The sequence below is a fragment of the Pararhizobium qamdonense genome (assembly GCF_029277445.1).
In the GTDB taxonomy this organism is placed as follows: domain Bacteria; phylum Pseudomonadota; class Alphaproteobacteria; order Rhizobiales; family Rhizobiaceae; genus Pararhizobium; species Pararhizobium qamdonense.
Map to the genome: position 1 here is coordinate 38107 of NZ_CP119569.1, position 20813 is coordinate 58919.

Consider the following 20813-nt stretch of genomic DNA (forward strand, 5'->3'; position numbering starts at 1 on the left):
TCCACGCAGAACTGAGCCGGTTACGCGCATAAGGGGGTGCGGACGAAAACTTGGACCACCAAGGAGGTAGTTCATGTATTCCTACGCAGACAGACTTCGAGCGGTTGAGCTCTATATCCGGCTGGGCAAGCGACTTAATGCGACTATTCGTCAGCTGGGGTATCCCACCAAGAATGCGTTGAAGGGCTGGCATCGCGAGTACGTACAGCATCTCGACCTGCGTACTCAGCCGGTAGCGCGAGCGCCAAAATACTCAGAGGCTTAGAGGCAGGCGGCACTTGAGTACTTTCGCACCCATGATCGTTGCATCTCTGCGACGATGAGGGAGCTCGGCTATCCCGGTCGAGGAACTCTAACCGCATGGGTTCGTGAGGCGTTTCCGGAGGCGCGGACATCGATTGTCGGTCGATCGTGGCACCCTGGCTATTCCGAGGAGGTCCGGCAAGCCGGGGTCATTGGATTATGCAGTGGAGATGAAAGCGCTCAACAGGTAGCTGTCCGACTGGGCGTCTCAAGGCCGACATTGTACACCTGGAAAGATCAGCTACTTGGTCACGAGGCTCCCTCATCCATGAAACGCCGCAAATCCAACCCCAAGGTGCCTGAACGTGAAGAGCTCGAGCGACAGCTTGAAGCCCTCCAGCGTGATGTCCGCCAGTTACAACTCGAACATGATCTCCTGAAGAAGGCCAACGAACTCTTAAAAAAAGACCTGGGCGTCGATCTGCAGATCCTGAGTAATCGGGAGAAAACCCAGCTAATTGACGCCCTTAAAGAAGTTTACCGCTTGCCAGAGTTGCTTGCCCAGCTTCGGATTGCCCGTAGCTCCTACTTCTACCATCGCGCCCGCATGTGCCTGGCAGACAAGTATGCTGCTGTCCGCTACAGCCTAGCGGAGATCTTTGAAGCGAACCGTCGTTGCTACGGTTATCGACGACTGCAGGCGTCGCTGGCCAGACAAAGCGTGATAATCTCGGAAAAGGTTGTCCAGCGATTGATGAAGCAGGAGCAGTTGGTCGTTGCCAGGCCGCGTCGACGGCGGTTCGGATCCTATCTGGGAGAGATCAGTCCAGCGCCCGAGAACCTGATCAATCGCGACTTCCATGCAAAAGCGCCAAACGTGAAATGGCTGACAGACATCACCGAGTTCCAGATCCCAGCTGGCAAGGTGTACCTTTCGCCCATCATCGACTGCTTTGACGGCATGGTCATCAGCTGGTCCATCGGAACCCAACCAGATGCGGGTCTCGTCAACACCATGCTGGATGCAGCCATCGGAACCGTCGCCAACGGCGAGGAACGGCCAATCATCCATTCTGATCGCGGAGCCCATTATCGCTGGCCAGGCTGGTTAACCCGTATCAGCGAAGCAAGACTGGTTCGCTCGATGTCCCGAAAGGGTTGCTCGCAAGACAACGCCGCGTGCGAAGGGTTCTTCGGTCGGTTGAAGACCGAGCTCTTCTATCCACGAGACTGGAAGGTCATCACGATAGAGCAGTTCGTGGCAGAGGTGGACGCTTACATCCGATGGTACAATGAAACGCGCATCAAAATATCACTGGGATCACTCAGCCCGGTCGAATATCGTAAGAGCCTCGGCCTGAGCATTTAAAACAGTCCAAGTTTTTATCCGCACCCCCACCGGTTCAGTTCCGCGTGAAAACCAACAATAGCGTGTTCACAAGCGATGACCTTTCAGCTATGCAAACCGTCTTTGACACGCTGAAAGTCCAGGAGGCCTATCGGGAACACCCAGAAACGTTACCTACTCTGGCGCGCTCAATTTTCCGCTGTACAAGACGACGTCGCAAGAACCCGATTGGCTTATCGAGATCCTGCGATGTCCTTCTTGAGCCAAAGTCCGTGGGGAGCTGGTAGAGCGACCAGTGGTCGTCCGTATGCCAGCGCGCCCCTTAGCAGCTCCCCCCACATCATTGAGGATCCCACGACCGTCGAAGATCGCCGCGCACTCATAGATCGTCTGATCGGTAGAGAAGCGGCCGAAGGCCGCGTGATCGACTGTGATGTAGACTTCATGGCCCTGGTCGAACTTTGGGTCGAAGGAGCCGTCGATATGCCCGAATTTCGTCGCCGCTACCAACTTGTTCGTGGGGAGCGCCTCGAAAACCGAAAATCGGCTCTAATACAAACGCCACCATCCCTTGAGACACTTTGCGAGGAGACGGATCTTATGACCGAGATCGGACGTGTGGCAGGGCCTGAAGGCACGTCTTGAACTGTAGCCTTGGCTGATAACCAACGGCGCGTCCTTGTTGTATCCCACGCCCCGGCCACCATAGTGGGGGAAACGTCGTGCATATCGGTTCAGCCGAATGTAACGACGAATACCGACTTGGCGACGGCGCCGCAAGAGAAGTCAGTCAGGCCGGTTGGGGAGTTGCTGTGTGGTGTAGTGAGAACTAGAGGTCGTACCGCGCATGGGGTAATACATACTAGCCGTACGGCGAGGCTAGCAACCGAACGCAGCATTTCTCGAGCGTGGCGGGAACTGTTTATAGCAGCGACGAGCACGCCCAATGGTGCTTCGCCCGATATCGGTCCTATAACCCTGACGACAACACCTATCGCGCGCTCAGCGGCGAAATTCGTGCCTCCGCCTCTTCGCATATTTAAGACGGCAGCCACGGCTTAGCAATTCCCCTCGACGTTAAGACCGTTCCTTTTTCCGTCGGGCCTGCGTTATTGACGAACTGCCTCCGCGCCTTACTTTGTGACCATAGAGCCGCCGGAATAAGAGCGGGCGTTTGGGAGCTGAATCGATCATGCGGTTGTTCGGGGAGCGTTACCGCTGGAATACCGCCAGTTTGGCCCAACAGTTCCTCCTCATCGGAGGTTTAGTGTCTCTCGGAGCGACGATCTTAGTCGGAGCGTTTGTCACCAATCTAATTGAAGCGGCAGTCACAAGGAATACCGGGGCTGCGACCGCTCTCTATGTTGACAGTGTCATTGCGCCCCTCCTACCGGACATGCAAACCAACAACGATCTCAGCGAATCTGTCCAACGAGCACTCGACGAGACTTTGGGCCAGGGCACACTGGGGAAACGGCTTTTGTCGTTTCGTCTGTGGCGTCCCGATGGCACTATTCTCTATTCAAACGAAAAACCTCTGATTGGACGAAAATTACCGATTAGCGACGGGCTGCAAACGGCACTAACTGGGACGATGGTTGCTGAGTACGACCATGCCGACGATGTCGGCAGTGAAACTGTGCGTGATAGCGGCTTGCCAGTGCTCGAAATTTACAATCCCGTCCTACAGCCTTGGTCCGGTGAAGTCGTCGGCGTCCTCGAGTTTTATGAAATCGCCACCGACTTTCAGCACAGTCTGAACCACGCCCGCCTGCAGAGCTGGTTCGCTGTTGTGGCATTCACGATGTCTTTTTTCGCAATTCTGTCGGTCCTCGTCTTTAAAGGCAGTAGGACGATTGACAGTCAAGACAAAGCGTTAAAGCAGCGGATTCGAGAACTGTCTGAACTTCTTTTGCAGAACGGCGAGCTTAGCGTGAAGCTCCAGCGAGCCAGCCAGCGCACAACAGCGCTCAATGAACGGTACCTCAGACGCCTTGGAGCCGAACTCCACGATGGCCCGGCGCAGCTAGTCGCCTTGGCCGCACTGAAGGTCGATAGCGAGGCTATCAGCAATCCTCGAACTTCGCGTAAGGTACGAGATGGCGAGATCGCGTCAATTAAATCCAGTCTGGATGACGCGATGCAGGAGATCCGCACAATCTGCAGCGGTCTCGTCCTGCCGCAGATCGAAGGCGCCGATTTGCGGGAAGTAGTTGAACGCGCCCTCAAAGCCCATGCTGAGCGAACAGGCGCACTGGTCGAGCTTTCCCTATCACCCGCTTCTCCTCAGCTCTCGATCTCAGCGAAAATCTGCGTGTTTCGGTTTTTGCAGGAGGCGCTCAACAATGGGTATCGTCACGGCGGTGGCGCTGAGCAATATGTCATCCAGACCTATGAGGGACAAACTGTCTCTGTTAAAGCCGGCGATCGCGGTCCAGGTTTTGACCCAACCAAAACGAAACCGTCCAGCCTTGGCTTGTCGGGTCTGCGAGAACGGGTTGAAAGCCTTGGGGGAATATTTGAATTGAAGACATCTGACTTGGGAACCGAGCTGTGCATGTCCTTAAACCTAGATGAAATGGAGCCCTCGTGATGGGAGAGATTACAATCGCGGTCATCGACGATCACCCGCTTTTCCGTGAAGGCGTCATGCGAATTCTTTCGGAAGTCCAAGGTTTCAAAATAGTGGGTGAAGGCTCAACAAGGGAGGACGCGCTTGAGATCTGCGCCACCCTGAAGCCCGATATCCTGCTCATGGATATCTCGATGCCAGGCGGTGGGCTGAATGCGATCCTGCCTATCCTGGAAATCAACTCCGATCAAAAGATAATGATGCTGACAGTCTCGGAAACAAGCGACGACGTCATGAGCGCCCTAGACAAGGGGGCGAAGGCCTATGTTTTGAAGGGCGTCGGATCTCGGGTGCTGGCGGACATAATTAAATCGGTCGCCGCAGGAGAGACATATGTGTCCCCGACCCTGTCAGCGCGGCTGCTCTCCGACATGGCATCGGCCGCCGCCTTGGCAAAGCAGCCCAATCCGATCAACGAATTGACGAGCCGCGAGCACGAGGTCCTGGACCTGGTTGCGGAAGGGCTCAGCAACAAGCGGATAGCGCTCCGGCTCGGCGTCCACGAGAAGACAATCAAACAGCATATGACCCATATTTTTGCAAAACTCGGCACCAGCAACAGAACGGAAGCTGCGATGGTCCTCCGCAATCGCACTCCCGTCTAGGAAGCTGCGGTTCAACCTGCCAGCAGCCCAGTTGCTAGCATTGCAAAGATCAGTCCCACGATCGGTATCAAAAGCCAGCGGGCTTCATGCAAACTTGTGTCCATCGTCGGCTTCTCTGTTCAATCCACCGTGATAGAACGCACCGAAATTTGTTCCCCAGGTTGATTTGGGACGGACGTTTACTGTGTCGATACAGGACTTTAGCCCTACCATTTTCTGGCGTTCGTCTGATAGAAGCCGGACTGTAGCCCTAGGCGGGAACAGCTTTCCAAGGATGACGTTGTGCTGCTGTAAACGGAAAAAGGAGCCTGTCATGAAAACGAAACTCATTCTCGCATCAGCCCTCGCCACAATGCTGCTCGGCGGCGCCGCTGTTGCAGAAGACGGCGCAGTTACCGGGGCGGCTGGTGGTGCCATCACCGGCGCAATCGTCGGCGGTCCCGTGGGCGCTGCAGTTGGTGGCGTCGCCGGCGCGATCGCAGGTGCTGTCATTGATCCCCCGCCGGAACGTGTTGTCGCCTACGTTCGACAGCAGCCTGTACAGCGTTCAGTTGTCCTCGAACAGCCTATCGTCGTCGGGAAGCCTTTACCGCAAGAGGTGGTTCTGATGCCGGTCGCGGAGGATCCCCGTTATTCCTACACCATCGTCAATGAGGAGCGTGTCATCGTCGATCCACAGACACGGACTGTCGTCCAGGTGATCCAGTAACGGTAACCTGTCCGGTGACATCATCGCCGTGAAGGAGATAAGCAATGAACAGTTTGATCTGGCTCGTTGGAGCAATTGTAATCATCGGCGCGATCCTGTCGTTTATTGGGTTCGCCTAAATTTTGGAAGGGCGGTACGCGACGTGCCGCCCTGCTTCGTTACGCCTGCCCCCGCCCCTCACTGAGATCAACAAATGTCATATCAACACACGCCCAAGTCCAGTTTCCCACTAGGCGGGGTTTTCTTCTTTATTTATCTTGCGATGGCTGGACTGACCCTGGCAGTGTTCTCCACGAGCATGGCCGGACCGCCTAAACGACAGGTAACGGTGGTCTTGCCGGTTGGCAGCCCTTACTTCGAGCAGAACAAATAGCGTGCACCATTCACAGCTCGACCTCGCGTAGTCCAGGGGCCGCGTCGATAGTGGTTTCAACGAGACGAGCGAGGAGCGCTGCCATGTGGCTTGAGCTGACATCTGAAACCGATGAAAAAAATACGTGAACGTTAATCAGCTGATTGTCATTTATCCGGCTGATGAGCACAAACTCACGCGGATCCTAACGTTTGGAGGGCCGATCACGATCAAGGAGCCGATGGCATTTCTCCAGTCAAAACTTGAAGGCGCGACAGGCAAACAGTAATCCAACTTCCTGCAATTCCTGCGTTCGGGGGCCGCCGAATGTCTTCAAGACGAACGCCAGTTTTTAATGCAGAGATCTCAGACGGATCTCATCTGCGAGGGTGGCCTGCCGGTTCACGATAGTGCGACCTTTGGAATCCTTCATGATATATCTGCCATTGCGCACGACTTCGCTGATCCCGTCGCTATGGCGAACAGATAATCCTGCAGAACCGGCCTTGCCTTTCGAACTCTGACCCTTCGCGCCTTGAGAGTTTCCCCGGGTCTCGCTTTTGCCCGCGCCCTGATTGCCATTCCCGCCGCCGTTCCCTTTGCCCCCACCGTTCCCATTGCCGCCGCCATTTCCATTTCCGCTATTGCCGTCTTTTGCAAAAACAGAATGGGGGACAAGCTCCGGGGTAAAAGCCGAAACCTCCATTGTGTAGGGCGTTGTCGCAAGGAATACGCTCAAGAGAATGCCGAGTTGAGACTGAACAATTTTTCGGCCGGTCGTCATGTGAAACTCCTTGCGAGCGAAGCTATCTAGCGCCCATCAACTGAAACCACTCAGGCACGCGTGCGATAGCGCTGTATACTCTGAACTTGACCGCGCCGATCGTCCACAGGACGTGATCGTATTTACCCTCATCCCGACCTGTTCTCTATCTCGTCAGGCATAAGCCGTTTTCTGGTGGGGGTGAAACTCGCGCGACAACAAAAGCACCGGTCGTTTGCACGGATTTGGGCCAAAACTTGTTGTTTGCAACCTCGCTAGGACCATTGCCTTGATTTCATTCCAAGGTCTTGGCTCGTTAGAGGGCCGAAGCCGAATGGCGGGTTGATCCACAAAACCTATATTGACAGTAGGCCTGTCTCGCGATCAGCGCTAGAGCTGAATAAAAAGAAGGGCTAAGTATCACGAGGCCTGAAATGCCCGACGGATTTACGGTATACGCTTACACCTTAAGAAATGGGAGCTCCTTGTCCTACGTATCGGACGAAGCTCGGGTCTATGAAGAAGCGCGTCGTCATCGCCTCTTCCTCCTCGAAGATCCCAGTCGAAAGCTTCCGGAGCATACGATTGTCTATAGGGTTTTGCTTCGCCCGTTCCTGATCGGAGCTCTCCCCGATATCTTGAATGACCGAGGGTGCGCGGTTGAGAGGTTGGTGGAAACCATGGAGCCGATCGGGAGGGTCGTTTGATTATTACGTTTTTCGTAGTTGAGCATCATTCGGGCCCAGACCGTCCACGTATAGACGCGAAGGTGGTTGCCTCTAGGAACGTAAGGGCGAGCGGTTGGCGTGTCGCGTCTCGGCGGGCCAGAAACAGTGGAAGCTTCTTCATCCAAGGTAGGGCCAATACTCCCACCGCGTCGATCCGACTGGAAGGAAACCGCATGATGACGCATTATGCCTGGACAATAAGAGCTAGCGGTTTGCAGAACGTACAAAAGGTCACCACGCTGCCGGAGCTTTACGACGTACTTCAGTTGTTGAAGCTACCCGGAATAGCACCGCCGGAATGGTTGACCATGGATCCCTGGCGCGAAGAGCTCTCCGGGGATGGCCGCTACGTCTATGATGAAGGCGGCTCGGATGAATGGTCCGTTGTCTGAACAAAAGTCTACTACGGACCCGGTGACGTTAAGTGAGAGTGACGCAATTTTACGAAATCTCCTCAGCTTTAAGACAGGAGGACTCGCCGCTCGAAAAGCACGACGGGTCTGGCAAGGGGTGGCCATGCCGCCGTGTCTATGCAATCCACAGCGAAGGTTGAACCGGTGATTTACAAATCGGTTCCGGCGTAGTTGATACATAGGACCTTTGCAAGCCCGCGATGGACTTTAGTCCTTCACATCAAGCCACCTTTTGGATGTCCAAATTTGCGATATCGCCCAACGGTTCATCTAATCGCTCGGTCGGATGATGATCATACGCACTTTTAACAGGCTATATTCTGGACGTAAGGCATCTATCGTTCTCCAACATCAACGATGGAGAAAAAAATGCCCATTCCTAGTGATCGCTCACTCAAGACGCAGCTGGCACGGCGCCATTTCTTGGGCATTGCTGCAGCCGCGGGCGCCAGGGTTGCCGCAGTAACAACCGCGGCAGGCTCGATTCTATCACCTTCAAACGCCAAAAGCATGGGGAGAAACTGGGGCAAGCATGGGGGAAAAGGACAACACGGGTCAAATTGCTTTCTGCGCGGGACCACCCTCTCCACGCCAGCCGGCGAAGTAAACGTCGAAGAGCTTTCCATCGGGGACTTGATAACGACGGTGAATGGGGAAGCGATGCCCGTCCGGTGGATTGGTCGTCGGACCTACAAGCCCACCCGTTATTCCGCGGCCAAAAACGTGATGCCAATTCGAATCCGACGACATGCACTGGACGGACAAGTGCCTCATAGCGACCTTTATTTGTCGCCGGGGCATGCTTTGCTCGTGGACGGGGTTTTGATCAGGGTGATGGACCTCGTAAACGGGGCGTCCATTGCCCCAGCTCTGCCGGAGGGGATAGATGACATCGAATACTTCCATATTTTACTAGATGGTCATCAAGTTATCCTTGCTCAGGGTGCCCCAACCGAAACTCTGCTTTTAGACGGGCAGAATGACGAGCACTTCGCGAACTTCGCTGAACTGCGGCAACTGATTCCGGGGATTTTGAATACTCCAATGAAGCCTGCGGCGCCGATCGTCGGCTACGGAGGAAAGACGCATCTTAAAGCTCTATTGCGTATTGCGGCGAGCCTCGTCGCAGGACATGAAGTAATATGGGATGACTATGAAAAAATCGCGGCTCGCGCGTATTCGGTTGCCCACTTCTAAACTCTTTCACGAGGCGTTGGCCTCCGTCACCACGGAACCGTTCAGGGGCTCGACAGGAAGAAAAATGAATCTATTCGCGCAGCCGGTCCTGCGGCATTTATTCTCGTTTTTGCGGATACCAGTTTACCTATATCTCGAAAGACGTCTGGCGATAATACCGAAAACAATAAACACTCCGATCGTGCCTCTGAAGCCAATGAGCGCATTGATAGAATTGCGAAGCTGTTTCGCGGACGAGGAGATCGCGGGTTTTTGAAGCTTCGAAACTCTTTCTCGGAGATGGGATACGTAAGCCATGAGCCGGCGAATTTCTTCGATATCGGAGAGGCCCGCCTTACCTTGAATCGGCTCAGGGGCATCGTGGTTATCGAACTCCGCGCTTAATTCCGCGAACTATTCGTCGATCTCGTTTTTACCCCTCGACAGGGCCCGCCTACTCGGTTTTTCATTTCTGCCGCTCATGATTCATTTGCTCCACCGGGATCGACTCGGGGAGTCGCAAGCAGGAACACTGCGATATAGGCAATGTGGGGATGCGCGCTCAGCCACTGGATCACCGATGAGACAAGAGACGCGACCATGCCTGTGATCCTACAGGATGTTGGTGATCAGGCGACTGGCCTTCGTGCCTTTCCGATACAACGAACGGACGACCAGCGCCCGACAATTCCCGTTAGCGCTCCGCCGACGACGTCGCTGGCGTAATGAATTCAAATATAGACATGGGAGAAGGTGATCAGGCAGGCAGCAGCTAGAAAAGCTAATCCGGCGCGGCGGCGCCGTGAAGAAGAAAGGCTGCCGCAGTCGCAAAGGTTGCCGTTGCGTGGTCGGAGGGAAAAGAAAAGTCGGCGCTACGTTCGACCAGCAGGCGACGAGGACATGGAGTAAATGAGGGCTGTCAGGCTTGCGCCACCATTGTGGCCACCGCCAGCACTAGGATCGGGACGCCGATGGTGGAAATCCGGATCATCAGATGATCATGAGCAGTGTTGTGCCCGCCAATGCGTTCGTGGCATTGGGTGAACGTCGCGTCGAGTACATACTTTGGCACTCTCCAGTTCGCCCCTTGCAGCGTCGGAGGCGCTGCATCGATTGTGGATTAATCAGCTGTCGCTCGGGCATTGGTGCGGTCCCCCACCCGCCCTCGAATGAAATACAATCCTGCAAGCGTGACAGCGGCGAACGCTGCACCAGCCAGGAAAGTCCCCTGGGGACCGCTGAGGTCAAGCAAGGCTCATGATCACGAGGACGATCGGGACCAGCGCCAATGGCAGGCCGATCGATTGGGCCCGCAAGGTGAGAAATGCTTCGCTGAAGCGGGCGAGCGTAAACACCGCCGCGACGGCTACGACCCATCAACAGGTCCCGCCCAGGCGGCGGAGTTCGGCACGATTCATGGGCATGCGAACACGACGCTGCCCTTTCGGCCGTTCCGGGTCCTTTACGGCAACAAGGATCAACCCGAGGGAGAGGAATGCCGGTATAACGGCGATCCAGAAGATCACCTTGAACTGATCGACTGTTAGCCACATCCGGCCAATCGCAATGAGCGGCCCGAGGAACGCGCCGACGGTGTCAAGCGACTGGCGCAGACTGAAGCTCGCGCCGCGCAGGTGCGGTGGCGCGATATCGGCAACGAGGGCGTCGCGCGGAGCACCCCGGATGCCCTTTCCGACACGGTCGATGAAGCGGGCGGCGATGAGCCATTTGAGCAACGATGCCAATGGAAAGACAGGCTTGGTGAACGCCGCAAGACCATAACCGATGACAGCCAGCAATTTGCGCTTTCCCAGCCAGTCGCTGAGAGCGCCGGAGATAACCTTCGTAATCGATGCTGTGGCTTCAGCCAACCCCTCGATGATGCCGACACTCAAGGCGGACGTTCCAAGCACCGTTACCATATAGATCGGCAACAGGGCGTGGATCATCAGGAAATGTGCATGAACATCAACACGAAACGGAGCGCCCAGATACCGGCGGGCAGGCCGGACCTTCGCCTAAGCCAGTTGCCGCTCTTGCTTTGGTCTGCGCTTGAAATGTCCGGTCGGTCGGTCATTTCAGCAGTTCTCTTCATGGGCGTCGAAAACGCGCTGGGCGTAACTATCGAGCAAAGCCTCGCAGGTTCTCAACCGCTCTGTCGCCTCGTCCGCCAAGGTCGCGCCGTAAAAATCGAGCTTCTTGATCTTCTCCAGCCAGCCCTGGAGCTTCTTCAAGTCGGTGTCTTCTTCTTCAAGCTCCGCATAGGTGAACTTGTTGATCGCGATTTCCTTGGCGATCTCCTTCTCGAAATCGTCACAGCGACCAAGGAACTCCGGTTATTGGTCGTCACGATCGGCTTTGAACCGGGATACGACCTTATCCTCTTGCGCACGATCGAGAGCGACCGTCTCCAGGATGACGGAATCACCATTTATTTCGGCAATATCGTTTTCCAACATCTTCAGCCGAGAGACGTGATCGTCGGTCTTGGGCTACAGGCAGACGCCGTTCTGCAAATAAACGGCGCCCATTCCCTTCAGCCGCCGCCAGAGCGCAATGCGCTTTGTGGCGGGATCGGGCGGCACTTTGTAAGTGAGAAGAAGCCAAGTCAAAATTTGTCGTGTAACAGTGATAATGCAACGACCGTAACACCTCAACTAAGTGATATCGTGCATCTGGAATCCGCCACCGAGCAGTGGTCATGCGTGATCATTTTGACATAGAGATCAGCATGCCGAGCAGCTCGACTGCCGCCTTGCCACTTATGAAGCGGCGACCGTCACGTCAGATTGACGTGCTGGAAAGTAACTTGCGGTCAGTTTTTCCGCGGTGAGAGGGCGGCTGAAGAGATATCCCTGGAGTTCGTCGCAACCCGATAATCTAACAATAGCAGCTTGTTCGTCCGTCTCAATGCCTTCCGCTGTCACAGGAATATCGAGGGCGTTGGCAAGCGCAATCGTGGCCTGAAGGACCTTGCCCGCATTCGCCTCGTTATCAAGAGCGATTATGAGAGCCGATCGACCTTCATGCGATCGAATCCGAACGCACGTAGTGTGCCAATACTGGCGAAGCCGCAGCCAAAATCATCAAGCGCAATTTTGATACCCGCTGCCTTTAGCCCTTTGATCGCCCGGTGGGCCTGGTCGGGGTTGGAGATCAGTACCCCTTCGGTAATTTCGATGGTCAGCCTCGACGGCTCGAACGAGGCCCGCGCCAATATATCCAAGACCTGACGCACGAAGCGTGGATTCTTGAGCTGCAGAGGCGATACGTTAACAGCAAGCCCAAGACCCGGCCATTGAGCTGCCGCGCGGACTGCCTTCGTCATTATCTGTTGCCCAAGCGTCTCGATAAGGCCCGATCGCTCCGCCAGCGGAATGAAGATGTCCGGCCCGATCGTTGTACCCTCGGAAGGTTGCCATCTTGCCAAGGCCTCGACGCCGCAAATCCCTCTTCCGTCGGAATGAACCAACGGCTGAAAAACGATTCCGATCTCGTCATTGGCGAGCGTTTGTCGAAGCTGCCCTTCTAGTTGGGCAACACGCCGGGTTTCGTCGTCGAAACTGGGTTTGAAGATGATCGAGACCCCGCGTCCACTATCTTTCGCTCGGTAGAGCGCGTTATCGGCTTGCCGGATCAGTTCGGACGCTGCGATTGTTCCGCCGCTCGATTCGGCGACACCGACGCTTGCGCCGATCTCGATGGTTCTGCCGTCGATGTCGAAAACGCGTGCAAGACATTGGTGAATGCGGCGTGGCAAATCTGCGGTCTCGAGAGCCTGTACCGTCTCCGTCAAAACGATGGCGAATTCGTCGCCTCCTAGACGGGCGATGATCGCACCATTCGGCATCATATGTGAAAGCCGGTCGGCGACCGCGACTGTCGCCGACACCATGTCCCCAACCATCGTTAACGGCCTTGAAGCCATCGAGGTCAATAAGATTCAACTGTGTGGTGGCACCTGTTTTCGAGGCATTTTCCTGCTCTTGTCCGAGATTTTCAAGCAAACCGGCTCGGTTCCACAGCCCCGAGAGAGCGTCGTGTGTCGCATGGTGTCGCGCAAGGTTTTCCCCAGCTCTCAAGTTTCGTATTGTGATGAAGCCGACAAACCCCAACCCTCCCAAGAACAATACAAGGATCAAGGCGGCGGCACTCAGCTCCGACTTGGCTTCCACAAAGCTCCTTGATCCTGGCAACTGGCGCGGCCATGCGAAGTAGCCGACCGGCTTGCCAGATACGTCATCGAGCGACGTGTTGAGCCCGGAGGCGTCGGGATGCTGTCTGAGTGTGAGGCCCTTCAGCGAGAAGTCGCTTGCCATTTCCGCGACGGCATCGGGTTTCAGATGCCTGGCAAACAGAAGGGTATGAAGCTTGGCCTTGTCGAACGGAATCTCTGGGTTGCTCGGCCTTATCGCGGCGGCTCCCATCAGAACCACGCCCTCGTCGTTTCGCACAAAGTGTACCGACACAGCGGTGCCGGCACGAGCGGCGGCGACGAGCGCCTCGACACCGCCATCAAAGTGCTGGCTTAACGAACCTTCCAGCGGTGCACCGTTTTCATATGCCATAATGGATTTGCCAGTGGCATCAACCACGATTGCGGTATCGTAAAGCGGATACGCCTCTGTGGTTGTCCCCCAGTTTTCAGTAATCCAGTCGTCGCGATTATCCGAATTTACCTGGTCGTATGCGTCATCCCAGAAGGCGTTGTCCCGGATCGTCCCTTCGAGCTGTTTTTCCATGGTGCCGACGGCGCTCGCTGCGGCGCTCATCGCACGAGCATCGTCTATGCTGTCGGATTTCGCAGTAATATTGCCGATCGAATCGGCCACCAGAGCACCCAGCACACAACCGACCGTAATGAACAACCCGGCTATGACTGCTACGAATGATTTGCGGACGGTATTGCTTGCTTTCAGGTGGCGCTGCACGGATACATCCTGGGTTGCGACAAGACAACATGGATGTCGAGGTCTCGACAGTGCCGGCAGATTGGCATCATGCCCGCCCAACGCGGGCGCCGCGCTGGGACAATACATTTGCCCATCCTAACCTTCTGTTAAACGGCGAAAACTCTGCGTATTTAAACACTAGAATCGACGACGGCTGTGGAGGAAGCCGGAAAGCGTTGTTGGAACATGCAAGTACGTCATCCCGGCGAGCGTCAGATTTTTACGCAAAATTCCGCGTCGCCAATCTGGCGAGACACTTGGTCCAAATCCAGTTCGCCCTGATGGGGTAGTAACCTCGAACCCATCATTCCAATCGACGGATCCTCCAAATGGAATTTACGCGGATCAGTGGTCCGTACCAGCGTAGATCCACATTGGAACGGTGCTGCCAGCTTTGGCAAACCCAAGAGCCTCGTAGAAGCGAACAGAATTACCGCCCGCTGTAAGAATTATTTGAGAAAGCCAGCATACTTGTCCCGCATCGCAGTCATCAATTTGCTACCGATGCCAAATCTCTGATGGTCGGGATGAACCAGCAGGTGTGGAAAGTATACCACCAAGTGCCCATCGGAAATAGCGTTCGCCAGGCCGAGTAACTGATTGTCGGAACGCGCCGTTATCAGGGTGTGCGAATTACGAAGGGCAGCGAGTAAATCTTGCGGCTTCTGTGCGGATGACCAGTTGTTGGCTTTATAGATCTCCACCACTTTCTCTTCAAAAAATAGTGTCCCCAATTAAGATGTCTATTTTCATATTTGCTCCAGAATAGTCTCGGGGCTCATCGATGCCTCGAGCAGGTTGTCAGCTGCGTTTAAACTCGCATCCGTTTACACGCCGTTCTCACGAATAGGGTTTTTGGTACCAATATATGTACCCCGCACCGTTGTCGCCGACGCCACTCACTCCCCTCGGGAGATGACAAAGCTGTTACAGCTCTCGCGAAATGGTCAATAGGGATGTTGGCGGCGGGAAGCACCGCGTCAATACCGGCCTGTAGGCTTGCAACATGCGCGCTCTCCATCGACCGTTGTCTTGAAGCTAACACAGCAGCGCCGAACCGGACCGGTGCAGGGGGCGCGCGAAAACCCCGAACTCTACGTGATCAAAGAGGCCGTGAACCAACAAAACGGCCTCACTTTTTCGACTACCTGCGCAGCGACGGACGGCGACTGCGTGGCGCCGTTATCGTCGCGAGCCCGACCTGGCGCCACGGTGTCGATGGCGCTCATATCAAGGCAAGTGGAGAAGATTCTCGATCCGAAGCGTTTTACGATCCGCACCGAGCCCACTCTGCTTCAGAAGACAAGCGCCTTGCGGGTCATGGCGACGGGCAGCGATCGCTCGGTCAGCAATCAGGCGGTTTGCCAAGTCGATGAAGCAGGCCGCCGGAACGTGCAATCAATCAGATACCATAGCGCCGGTCGAGTTCTTTGAGGGCAAACTGCTCTTCATCGATCAAAACTGGTTCTGGCGTTCCAGGAAGTTGACGAAGCGCCGGCTTCGAGTCGACAGCGTAGAAGTCCGACGCCCAGGCGGCGAGAATTGCGCGTTTGTCATCTACAGAAATGGCTGGCGCACTCACCACGTCGAGCGGCCGCTGGAGCTGCATGCCCTGAAGCAAAACTGTTGGTCCCATCGCCATCGCATTGTTGGCGGCCTGCTGCAGCATGTGGTGCATCATCGGTCTCCTTATCGCACATGCGGATCGCGGTCGCGCTGTAGGCGTGACGCGGCTATCACGTTTGCTTCGGGCGCCAGAAGATCGTGTTTCTCAGCGAAGGCGGTAAACAGTCCGCGTGCGGTTTCCGCTTCGATCTCACCGCGCAACGCGGCCCTGCAGGCCTTGAGCGCGACCGAGTGCGCGGCGTCCCTCAATTAAGCCGGCCATTCGACAAGATATCGGTAGGCGTCCATTACCGAGCGAATCTCTGCCGGAAAGCCCAAGCCGACAAGAATGGAAACAGGCTGTCTGAACATATCGGGTTTCATCGCTCTCTCCTTTCCAACCCGGAATGTTGATGGGCGCCGTTGCGACGGCGCCCTTGTTAAGGGGACAATGTAGTTTAAGCCGCCTTCTGCGCCTCGATCTGAACTGGAGCAGTCGATGTCAAGGCAGGCTCGCTCTGGATCGAAATTTTGCGCGGCTTCAAGGCCTCCGGGATCTCGCGAACGAGATCGATCGACAGGAGACCGTTGCTCAGATCCGCTACGTTCACCCTGACATGGTCGGCAAGCTCGAACCGGTGTTCGAACGGACGTCCGGCAATGCCGCGATGCAGGTAGCCATCGGCGGATGCCTCCTGCTTCTTGCCGGTGACCGTCAGAAGATTGGATTGGAAGGTGATGTCAAGGTCTTCCTGGGCAAAGCCAGCCACCGCAATTGAAATCCGGTAGCTGTCATCGCCGGTCTTGACGATGTCATAAGGCGGCCAGTCGCTGATCGAGCGGGCGCGCTGGGCATTTTCCAAAAGGTTGAAGACCCGGTCAAAGCCGACGCTTGAGCGGAACAGCGGTGCATAGTCATTCGATGTTGCCATAGCCATATCCTCCTTGAAGCAACATGGGTACAAAAGCGCCGAAAGTGACGCCCCAGTAAGGCCAGCCCTGTCATCAGCGGCTGGCGTCAATCGATTTGGTTTTTGACGATTTCGGATTCAAGAGCGCGGCCAGAAAAAATTATTCATTTTTTTGCCTCTGCCGGCGCCACTCAATCGAGCTCGTAAACCGCGGCATTATCCTGACTTCGCGCAAGCCTTTGTAGGACGCATGGCGGAGATTGCCGCCGCACGATGCGTTATACGCAATCCGTGCCGCCGTCGAAGAAGGTGTCCCGCCCGTTGTTGGTGTAGCGCTCCTGCGTGCGGTCAAGGCGCTGGACGGTCTCGCCACCGCCAACGACGATCAGCGTGGCGGGATCGATACCGTCCGCCGGCCCATCGAGGCACCAGTCCGCCAGATCGCAGTAAATGCCGGCGCCGAGGGCTCGATCATTGTCGGCAAACTGCGCGAAAAGACAGATATGTCATTTGGCTAGGACGCCCAAACCGGCGAATATGGAGATCTCCATGCTCAGGGAGTTATCGAACCACAGGTCGTTCGCACGGCGCTCCAGCGGCCTCGGTGGCTGGCCTGTTGGTCACAACCGAAGCGATGATCGCCGAAAAGCCTAGGAAGGAAGCGGCGCCCGCGCTACCAGCCGGCGCTGGCATGGATTTTTAACGCCGTCAGAAAACGAGATGCTCGCTTGGAAAGGCGGGCTTCCAATCGCAGGTTATGCCTACGCCGCCGCCAGCATTTCTCTCATCGTGGCGATAACGCGGGCGTGGTCGTACGGCTTGCTGAAAAACTTGCCCTTAACCGGCAAAAGCTCATCACTCAATTGACGGTGGCCCGAAGCCACGATGATCTTGACCGGGGGCCATCTGTCTCGAACCGCAGAGGCCAGCTTTAAGCCGTTCATGCTGCCTGGCATGTCGATGTCAGTGAACATCAACCGGACCTCCGGATGCGCGTTCAGAATGTCGATGGCTTCATCGGCATTTGAAGCCTCGAGCACGATGAACCCTTCGTTCTCAAGCGACATTACGATATCCAGCCGCACGATTACTTCGTCCTCAACGACAATGACTGTGGTCCCCTTTTGCGTCATCCCTCATACTCTCCGCTCTTGACGCTCAAGATGTCTTTTTTAAATGTCCGAACCCGCTGAACGCGCAGAAAAGCAAATTGATCCAGACGAACCGGTTATTTTTCAGCGAGTTACAGTGAAAGGCAATTTCTGTTCGTGATCGACGGGAATATCGCAAATCTATTGTCGCGTTGATATGCGGGTAAGCGACCCTTTCACTGAGAAGCGAAAACCCTCCGGAGCGAAGACGATTTCGGGAACCGCTCCGAATAACGATCCTAGCGCGGAGCGTACATATCGCGTTCCATAGCCTTGCCGCGTCGGTTCTCGCACAGTCGGCCCCCCGACTTCAGTCCAGTGCAGAGAAAGTTCGGAACTCCCGTTCGTGGCAACAGACCACAGGAGTTCAACATGCCCGTCGGGATGTGAAAGCGCGCCGTATTTGATGGCGTTCGTTATCAGCTCGTGGAGGCAAAGCGCTATCGTCGTTCCGGCGTCCCGGCTGACCACCAGGTCCGGACCGGTGAAATCGATGCGGCTGATGCCATCGCTGTTGTATGGAGAAACGGTCAGCGCAACGATGGCTGAGAGCGATACCTCCTCGCCGCCAGCCTCGAAGACAGCGCTGTGAACATTCGATAATGCCTGCAGTCGCCCGGAAAAATCACTTGCCAGCCCCTCGACGGAGGTCGCCCCACGCTTGGTCATCTGGAAGATCGATTTAACACTCGCCAGGATATTCTTGACGCGGTGATTGAGTTCCAGACGCAGTTCTCGCTCCCGCTCGATGGAATCGCGGACCTGGCGTTGGCGCAGCCGGACCAGTAGATTTGATTGAATCCCATTGACGAGTTCCAGCGGCGCGACCGGCCGCGTATGGAACAACAGACGCGCGCCGGGCCAAGACTTGAGCAATTGATTGCGTATCCGTGCAATAGGCGCCGTGCGCTCCAAAAGGACGATGATCGGCACTTCTGACCAGTCTGGCTGCTCTGCGAGATGCAGGGCAACCCGCGCAACAACATGCGGGTTCAGTGCCTCGTGCGTGACGACGATGATGCCCGGAGACAAAGCGAGTTGATCGGCCAGACCGCCGTCCCCATTGGTAGCGTTCACCTCGATCTCTTGTTCCCGAAGGAAGGCGGCAATGTATTCGGCATCCTTGCGGAACGGAGCTAGGACGAGCACCCAATCCAACTCGCTGTCGATCGGGACATCTTTCATTTTGGATCAGGCAGGGGATTGTAGGCGACGACGCTAACGCGTCCGCTTTCGATGATAAGTTCGCGGATGTTGAGATCGTGGGGACCATGACGCTTTTTGACCACGGTAATGTTTCGGCGAAGACGCCCTTCGTGCTCCATGATCCGCAGCAGGAGAACGGTATCGCCAAGGAAACTCACATCCACATCGATTCCGACATTCTGGCCGATCAGACCATGCTGGGCAACAATCAGCATCGTCAGGACACCAGAACGGGCAAGGTATTTCAGCAGTGACTGGATGTCGCGCACAGCCTTCTCGCGGTGCGGCAGCGAATTCAGGTACCCCGTCAAGCTGTCGATAACAACGACGCGCGATTTGTTTTGCGTGACGGCGTCCTGGACGATCTGGCCGAACTCGCCGGGCGAGATTTCATTGGGATTGAAATCTCGCAGGATGAGCTTGCCATCCTTGTGAAACTGCCTGAGTTCCATGCCCAAGCCTTCGGATCGACGGAAGAAGGTCTCAAGCCGCTCCTCAAATAGAAAGAGAGCGACATTTTCTCCGCGTTCGAGCGCCGCCGTCGCATAAAGGGAAGACATCGTCGATTTACCAGTGCCTGACTGCCCGATGACCAATGTGGTGGTTCCAGGCTCCTGGCCACCGCCAAACATTTCGTCCAACTCGGCGACCCCGGATTTGATCAGCTGAGGTTCGGAACTCTCTGATGCAGTGCTGGGCATGATGCGAGGAAAAACAACGACGCCCTCGCCTTCACGGATAGCCATATCGTGATAGCCATCGGCAATCGGCACGCCGCGCATCTTCGAAACCTCGATGCGGCGGCGCACGCCACCATATTCCTCCAGTGACTTGTCGAACCGGATAACGCCGTGGGCAAGACCCTCTACCTCCTCGCCGCTGCGGTCGTAGCCGGGCGTCTGTGTATCCAGCAGCAGTGCGACAACGTTCTTTTTGGCAAGGAACGATTTGAAGGCGATCAATTCGCGTCGAAAGCGTGGACTATCACCGGTGATCAGCCGGATTTCGAGAAGTGAATCGTAGACCAGTCGGCGAGGCTTATGCTCCTCGATCGCAGCTTCGATCGCTTTTCGCGTCTCATCCAGCCGCAGATCGGAGGTCAGGAAGATACTCTGGTCATCGGCCTCATTCACCGTGCCAGATGTGGACAGCTCTTCGACCCGGATACCGTCGAGCGTCCAGCCGTGCGACACGGCGATCGCTTCGAGCTCTGCGGCCGTTTGAGACAGCGTGACGTAAATACAGCTCTCACCGGCCTCGACGCCAGCGCGCAAAAACTGCAGCGCGGCCGTCGTCTTTCCCGAGCCCGGCGCACCCTGAAGCATGTAGAGGTTCGATGCAGGCAGCCCACCGCGCAGGATTTCGTTCAGTCCCGCAATTCCGGTGCTAACAACTGCGGGTTTGTTCTGTTTGGGCATGTTCGTCTTCCGCTGCAATGCTCTGCGCATATTGAAAATCAATGGCGAGCATCATCCAGGGAAGAGCCGCTTTCATGTTATATGTGCCTTTCTAAAAACTTCAATGATGCCTGTGCTGCGGGCAGCATGGCATGTGAATTTCTTGATGAAAATCGATTTCCCGAAGAATGGACGCCTAGCTTCTACAGAAATTTGCTGTCAAAAACTAAACGTTGACCAGCCATTCCAAAATGACTACAAGCTGAGTTATCGATTTTTTCTTGCCGAGCTTTGGTTACCACGCGACTGGCACCGCGTTTTGAACGAACCCTCTCTTTAAAATGATCGTTATCATCATCCGCGATGCTTTGCGTTGCGGTCGTATATTATGCTATGAAAGGTTTCATCATGACAACTGGCACCGTAAAATGGTTCAATTCCACAAAGGGCTTCGGCTTCATTCAGCCTGACAACGGCGGCGCTGACGCCTTCGTTCACATCTCTGCCGTCGAACGCGCCGGAATGCGCGAAATCGTCGAAGGCCAGAAGATCGGTTTCGACCTCGAGCGCGACAACAAGTCGGGCAAGATGTCTGCTTGCAACCTGCAGGCCGTATAATCGG

General features: G+C 55.6%; 18 protein-coding genes and 6 pseudogenes. 10 read left to right on the top strand and 14 right to left on the bottom strand.

All coding sequences use genetic code 11. The annotated features are described in order from the left end of the window. Window positions 1-73: 73 nt before the first annotated feature. The 5 genes and pseudogenes from PYR65_RS28670 (at window position 74) to PYR65_RS28685 (ending at window position 5537) form a co-directional block, all read left to right on the top strand. Window positions 74-1612, top strand: a pseudogene (locus PYR65_RS28670) (IS3 family transposase). Window positions 1613-2499: 887 nt separating this feature from the next. Beyond that, window positions 2500-2634, top strand: a complete 135-nt coding sequence (locus PYR65_RS30675; protein WP_407951378.1) for a BA14K family protein — start codon at window positions 2500-2502, stop codon at window positions 2632-2634. Window positions 2635-2783: 149 nt separating this feature from the next. Beyond that, a complete protein-coding gene (locus tag PYR65_RS28675) occupies window positions 2784-4184 on the top strand; it encodes a sensor histidine kinase (RefSeq protein WP_276122480.1) in 1401 nt (466 codons plus the stop codon). Further along, window positions 4181-4828, top strand: coding sequence for a response regulator (locus PYR65_RS28680; RefSeq protein ID WP_276122481.1), 648 nt, complete (start codon window positions 4181-4183; stop codon window positions 4826-4828). Before PYR65_RS28675 ends, PYR65_RS28680 begins: the two co-directional genes overlap by 4 nt. Before the next feature lie 313 nt (window positions 4829-5141). Then, on the top strand, window positions 5142-5537 hold the full coding sequence (locus PYR65_RS28685) for a DUF1236 domain-containing protein (RefSeq protein WP_276122482.1): 396 nt from the start codon (window positions 5142-5144) through the stop codon (window positions 5535-5537). Window positions 5538-6241: 704 nt separating this feature from the next. Here PYR65_RS28685 and PYR65_RS28690 read toward each other — a convergent pair. Then, on the bottom strand, window positions 6242-6673 hold the full coding sequence (locus tag PYR65_RS28690; RefSeq protein WP_276122483.1) for a hypothetical protein: 432 nt from the start codon (window positions 6671-6673) through the stop codon (window positions 6242-6244). An 880-nt stretch (window positions 6674-7553) separates the two neighbouring features. Here PYR65_RS28690 and PYR65_RS28695 point away from each other — a divergent pair. Together PYR65_RS28695 and PYR65_RS28700 are read left to right on the top strand one after the other, a co-directional pair. Beyond that, entirely contained in the window at window positions 7554-7772 is a 219-nt protein-coding gene (locus PYR65_RS28695) for a hypothetical protein (protein WP_276122484.1), read from the top strand. Between the two features lie 390 nt (window positions 7773-8162). Next, on the top strand, window positions 8163-8990 hold the full coding sequence (locus PYR65_RS28700) for a Hint domain-containing protein (RefSeq protein ID WP_276122485.1): 828 nt from the start codon (window positions 8163-8165) through the stop codon (window positions 8988-8990). An 898-nt stretch (window positions 8991-9888) separates the two neighbouring features. Here PYR65_RS28700 and PYR65_RS28705 read toward each other — a convergent pair. From PYR65_RS28705 to PYR65_RS28735, 7 genes and pseudogenes are all read right to left on the bottom strand, one after another. Then, entirely contained in the window at window positions 9889-10041 is a 153-nt protein-coding gene (locus tag PYR65_RS28705) for a hypothetical protein (RefSeq protein WP_276122486.1), read from the bottom strand. A gap of 175 nt (window positions 10042-10216) precedes the next feature. Next, window positions 10217-10938: pseudogene (locus tag PYR65_RS28710) on the bottom strand (MFS transporter); the annotation flags it as partial. 109 nt (window positions 10939-11047) lie between these two features. Further along, window positions 11048-11581: pseudogene (locus tag PYR65_RS28715) on the bottom strand (Chromate resistance protein ChrB). 150 nt (window positions 11582-11731) lie between these two features. Beyond that, window positions 11732-12046 carry an EAL domain-containing protein gene (locus PYR65_RS30545; RefSeq protein ID WP_328518536.1) on the bottom strand — a complete coding sequence of 105 codons (315 nt, stop codon included), beginning with the start codon at window positions 12044-12046 and terminating at the stop codon, window positions 11732-11734. Then, window positions 11974-12441 (bottom strand): EAL domain-containing protein, encoded by a 468-nt coding sequence (locus tag PYR65_RS30680; protein WP_407951381.1) that lies wholly within the window; start codon window positions 12439-12441, stop codon window positions 11974-11976. Before PYR65_RS30680 ends, PYR65_RS30545 begins: the two co-directional genes overlap by 73 nt. Before the next feature lie 168 nt (window positions 12442-12609). Beyond that, window positions 12610-14008, bottom strand: a pseudogene (locus tag PYR65_RS28730) (diguanylate cyclase domain-containing protein); the annotation flags it as partial. A 362-nt stretch (window positions 14009-14370) separates the two neighbouring features. Next, the gene (locus tag PYR65_RS28735) at window positions 14371-14625 is read right to left on the bottom strand and encodes a GNAT family N-acetyltransferase (RefSeq protein WP_328518532.1); all 255 of its coding nucleotides are present in this window, start codon (window positions 14623-14625) and stop codon (window positions 14371-14373) included. A gap of 409 nt (window positions 14626-15034) precedes the next feature. On the opposite strand from PYR65_RS28735, the gene ligD reads away from it, so the two are divergent. After that, entirely contained in the window at window positions 15035-15355 is a 321-nt protein-coding gene (ligD, locus tag PYR65_RS30550; RefSeq protein WP_328518537.1) for a non-homologous end-joining DNA ligase LigD, read from the top strand. Here ligD and PYR65_RS28740 read toward each other — a convergent pair. The 3 genes and pseudogenes from PYR65_RS28740 to PYR65_RS28750 all read right to left on the bottom strand — a co-directional run bounded on the left by PYR65_RS28740 (window position 15324) and on the right by PYR65_RS28750 (window position 16458). Further along, window positions 15324-15602: a hypothetical protein gene (locus tag PYR65_RS28740; protein WP_276122487.1), complete on the bottom strand. Its 279-nt coding sequence runs from the start codon at window positions 15600-15602 to the stop codon at window positions 15324-15326. The genes ligD and PYR65_RS28740 overlap by 32 nt on opposite strands. Window positions 15603-15610: 8 nt before the next feature. After that, window positions 15611-15910, bottom strand: a pseudogene (locus PYR65_RS28745) (DUF982 domain-containing protein). A 74-nt stretch (window positions 15911-15984) separates the two neighbouring features. Further along, on the bottom strand, window positions 15985-16458 hold the full coding sequence (locus tag PYR65_RS28750) for an Hsp20 family protein (RefSeq protein WP_276122488.1): 474 nt from the start codon (window positions 16456-16458) through the stop codon (window positions 15985-15987). A 251-nt stretch (window positions 16459-16709) separates the two neighbouring features. On the opposite strand from PYR65_RS28750, the pseudogene PYR65_RS28755 reads away from it, so the two are divergent. Then, window positions 16710-17140, top strand: a pseudogene (locus PYR65_RS28755) (TCP-1/cpn60 chaperonin family protein); the annotation flags it as partial. 58 nt (window positions 17141-17198) lie between these two features. Here PYR65_RS28755 and PYR65_RS28760 read toward each other — a convergent pair. From PYR65_RS28760 to PYR65_RS28770, 3 genes are all read right to left on the bottom strand, one after another. Then, complete coding sequence (locus PYR65_RS28760) at window positions 17199-17570, bottom strand: response regulator (protein WP_276122489.1); 372 nt, start codon at window positions 17568-17570, stop codon at window positions 17199-17201. Between the two features lie 159 nt (window positions 17571-17729). After that, window positions 17730-18773, bottom strand: coding sequence for a sensor histidine kinase (locus tag PYR65_RS28765; protein WP_276122490.1), 1044 nt, complete (start codon window positions 18771-18773; stop codon window positions 17730-17732). Beyond that, window positions 18770-20212 carry an ATPase domain-containing protein gene (locus tag PYR65_RS28770; RefSeq protein ID WP_276122542.1) on the bottom strand — a complete coding sequence of 481 codons (1443 nt, stop codon included), beginning with the start codon at window positions 20210-20212 and terminating at the stop codon, window positions 18770-18772. Before PYR65_RS28770 ends, PYR65_RS28765 begins: the two co-directional genes overlap by 4 nt. Before the next feature lie 387 nt (window positions 20213-20599). Here PYR65_RS28770 and PYR65_RS28775 point away from each other — a divergent pair, with 387 nt between their 5' ends. After that, window positions 20600-20809, top strand: a complete 210-nt coding sequence (locus tag PYR65_RS28775) for a cold-shock protein (protein WP_027687039.1) — start codon at window positions 20600-20602, stop codon at window positions 20807-20809. Window positions 20810-20813 lie beyond the last annotated feature (4 nt).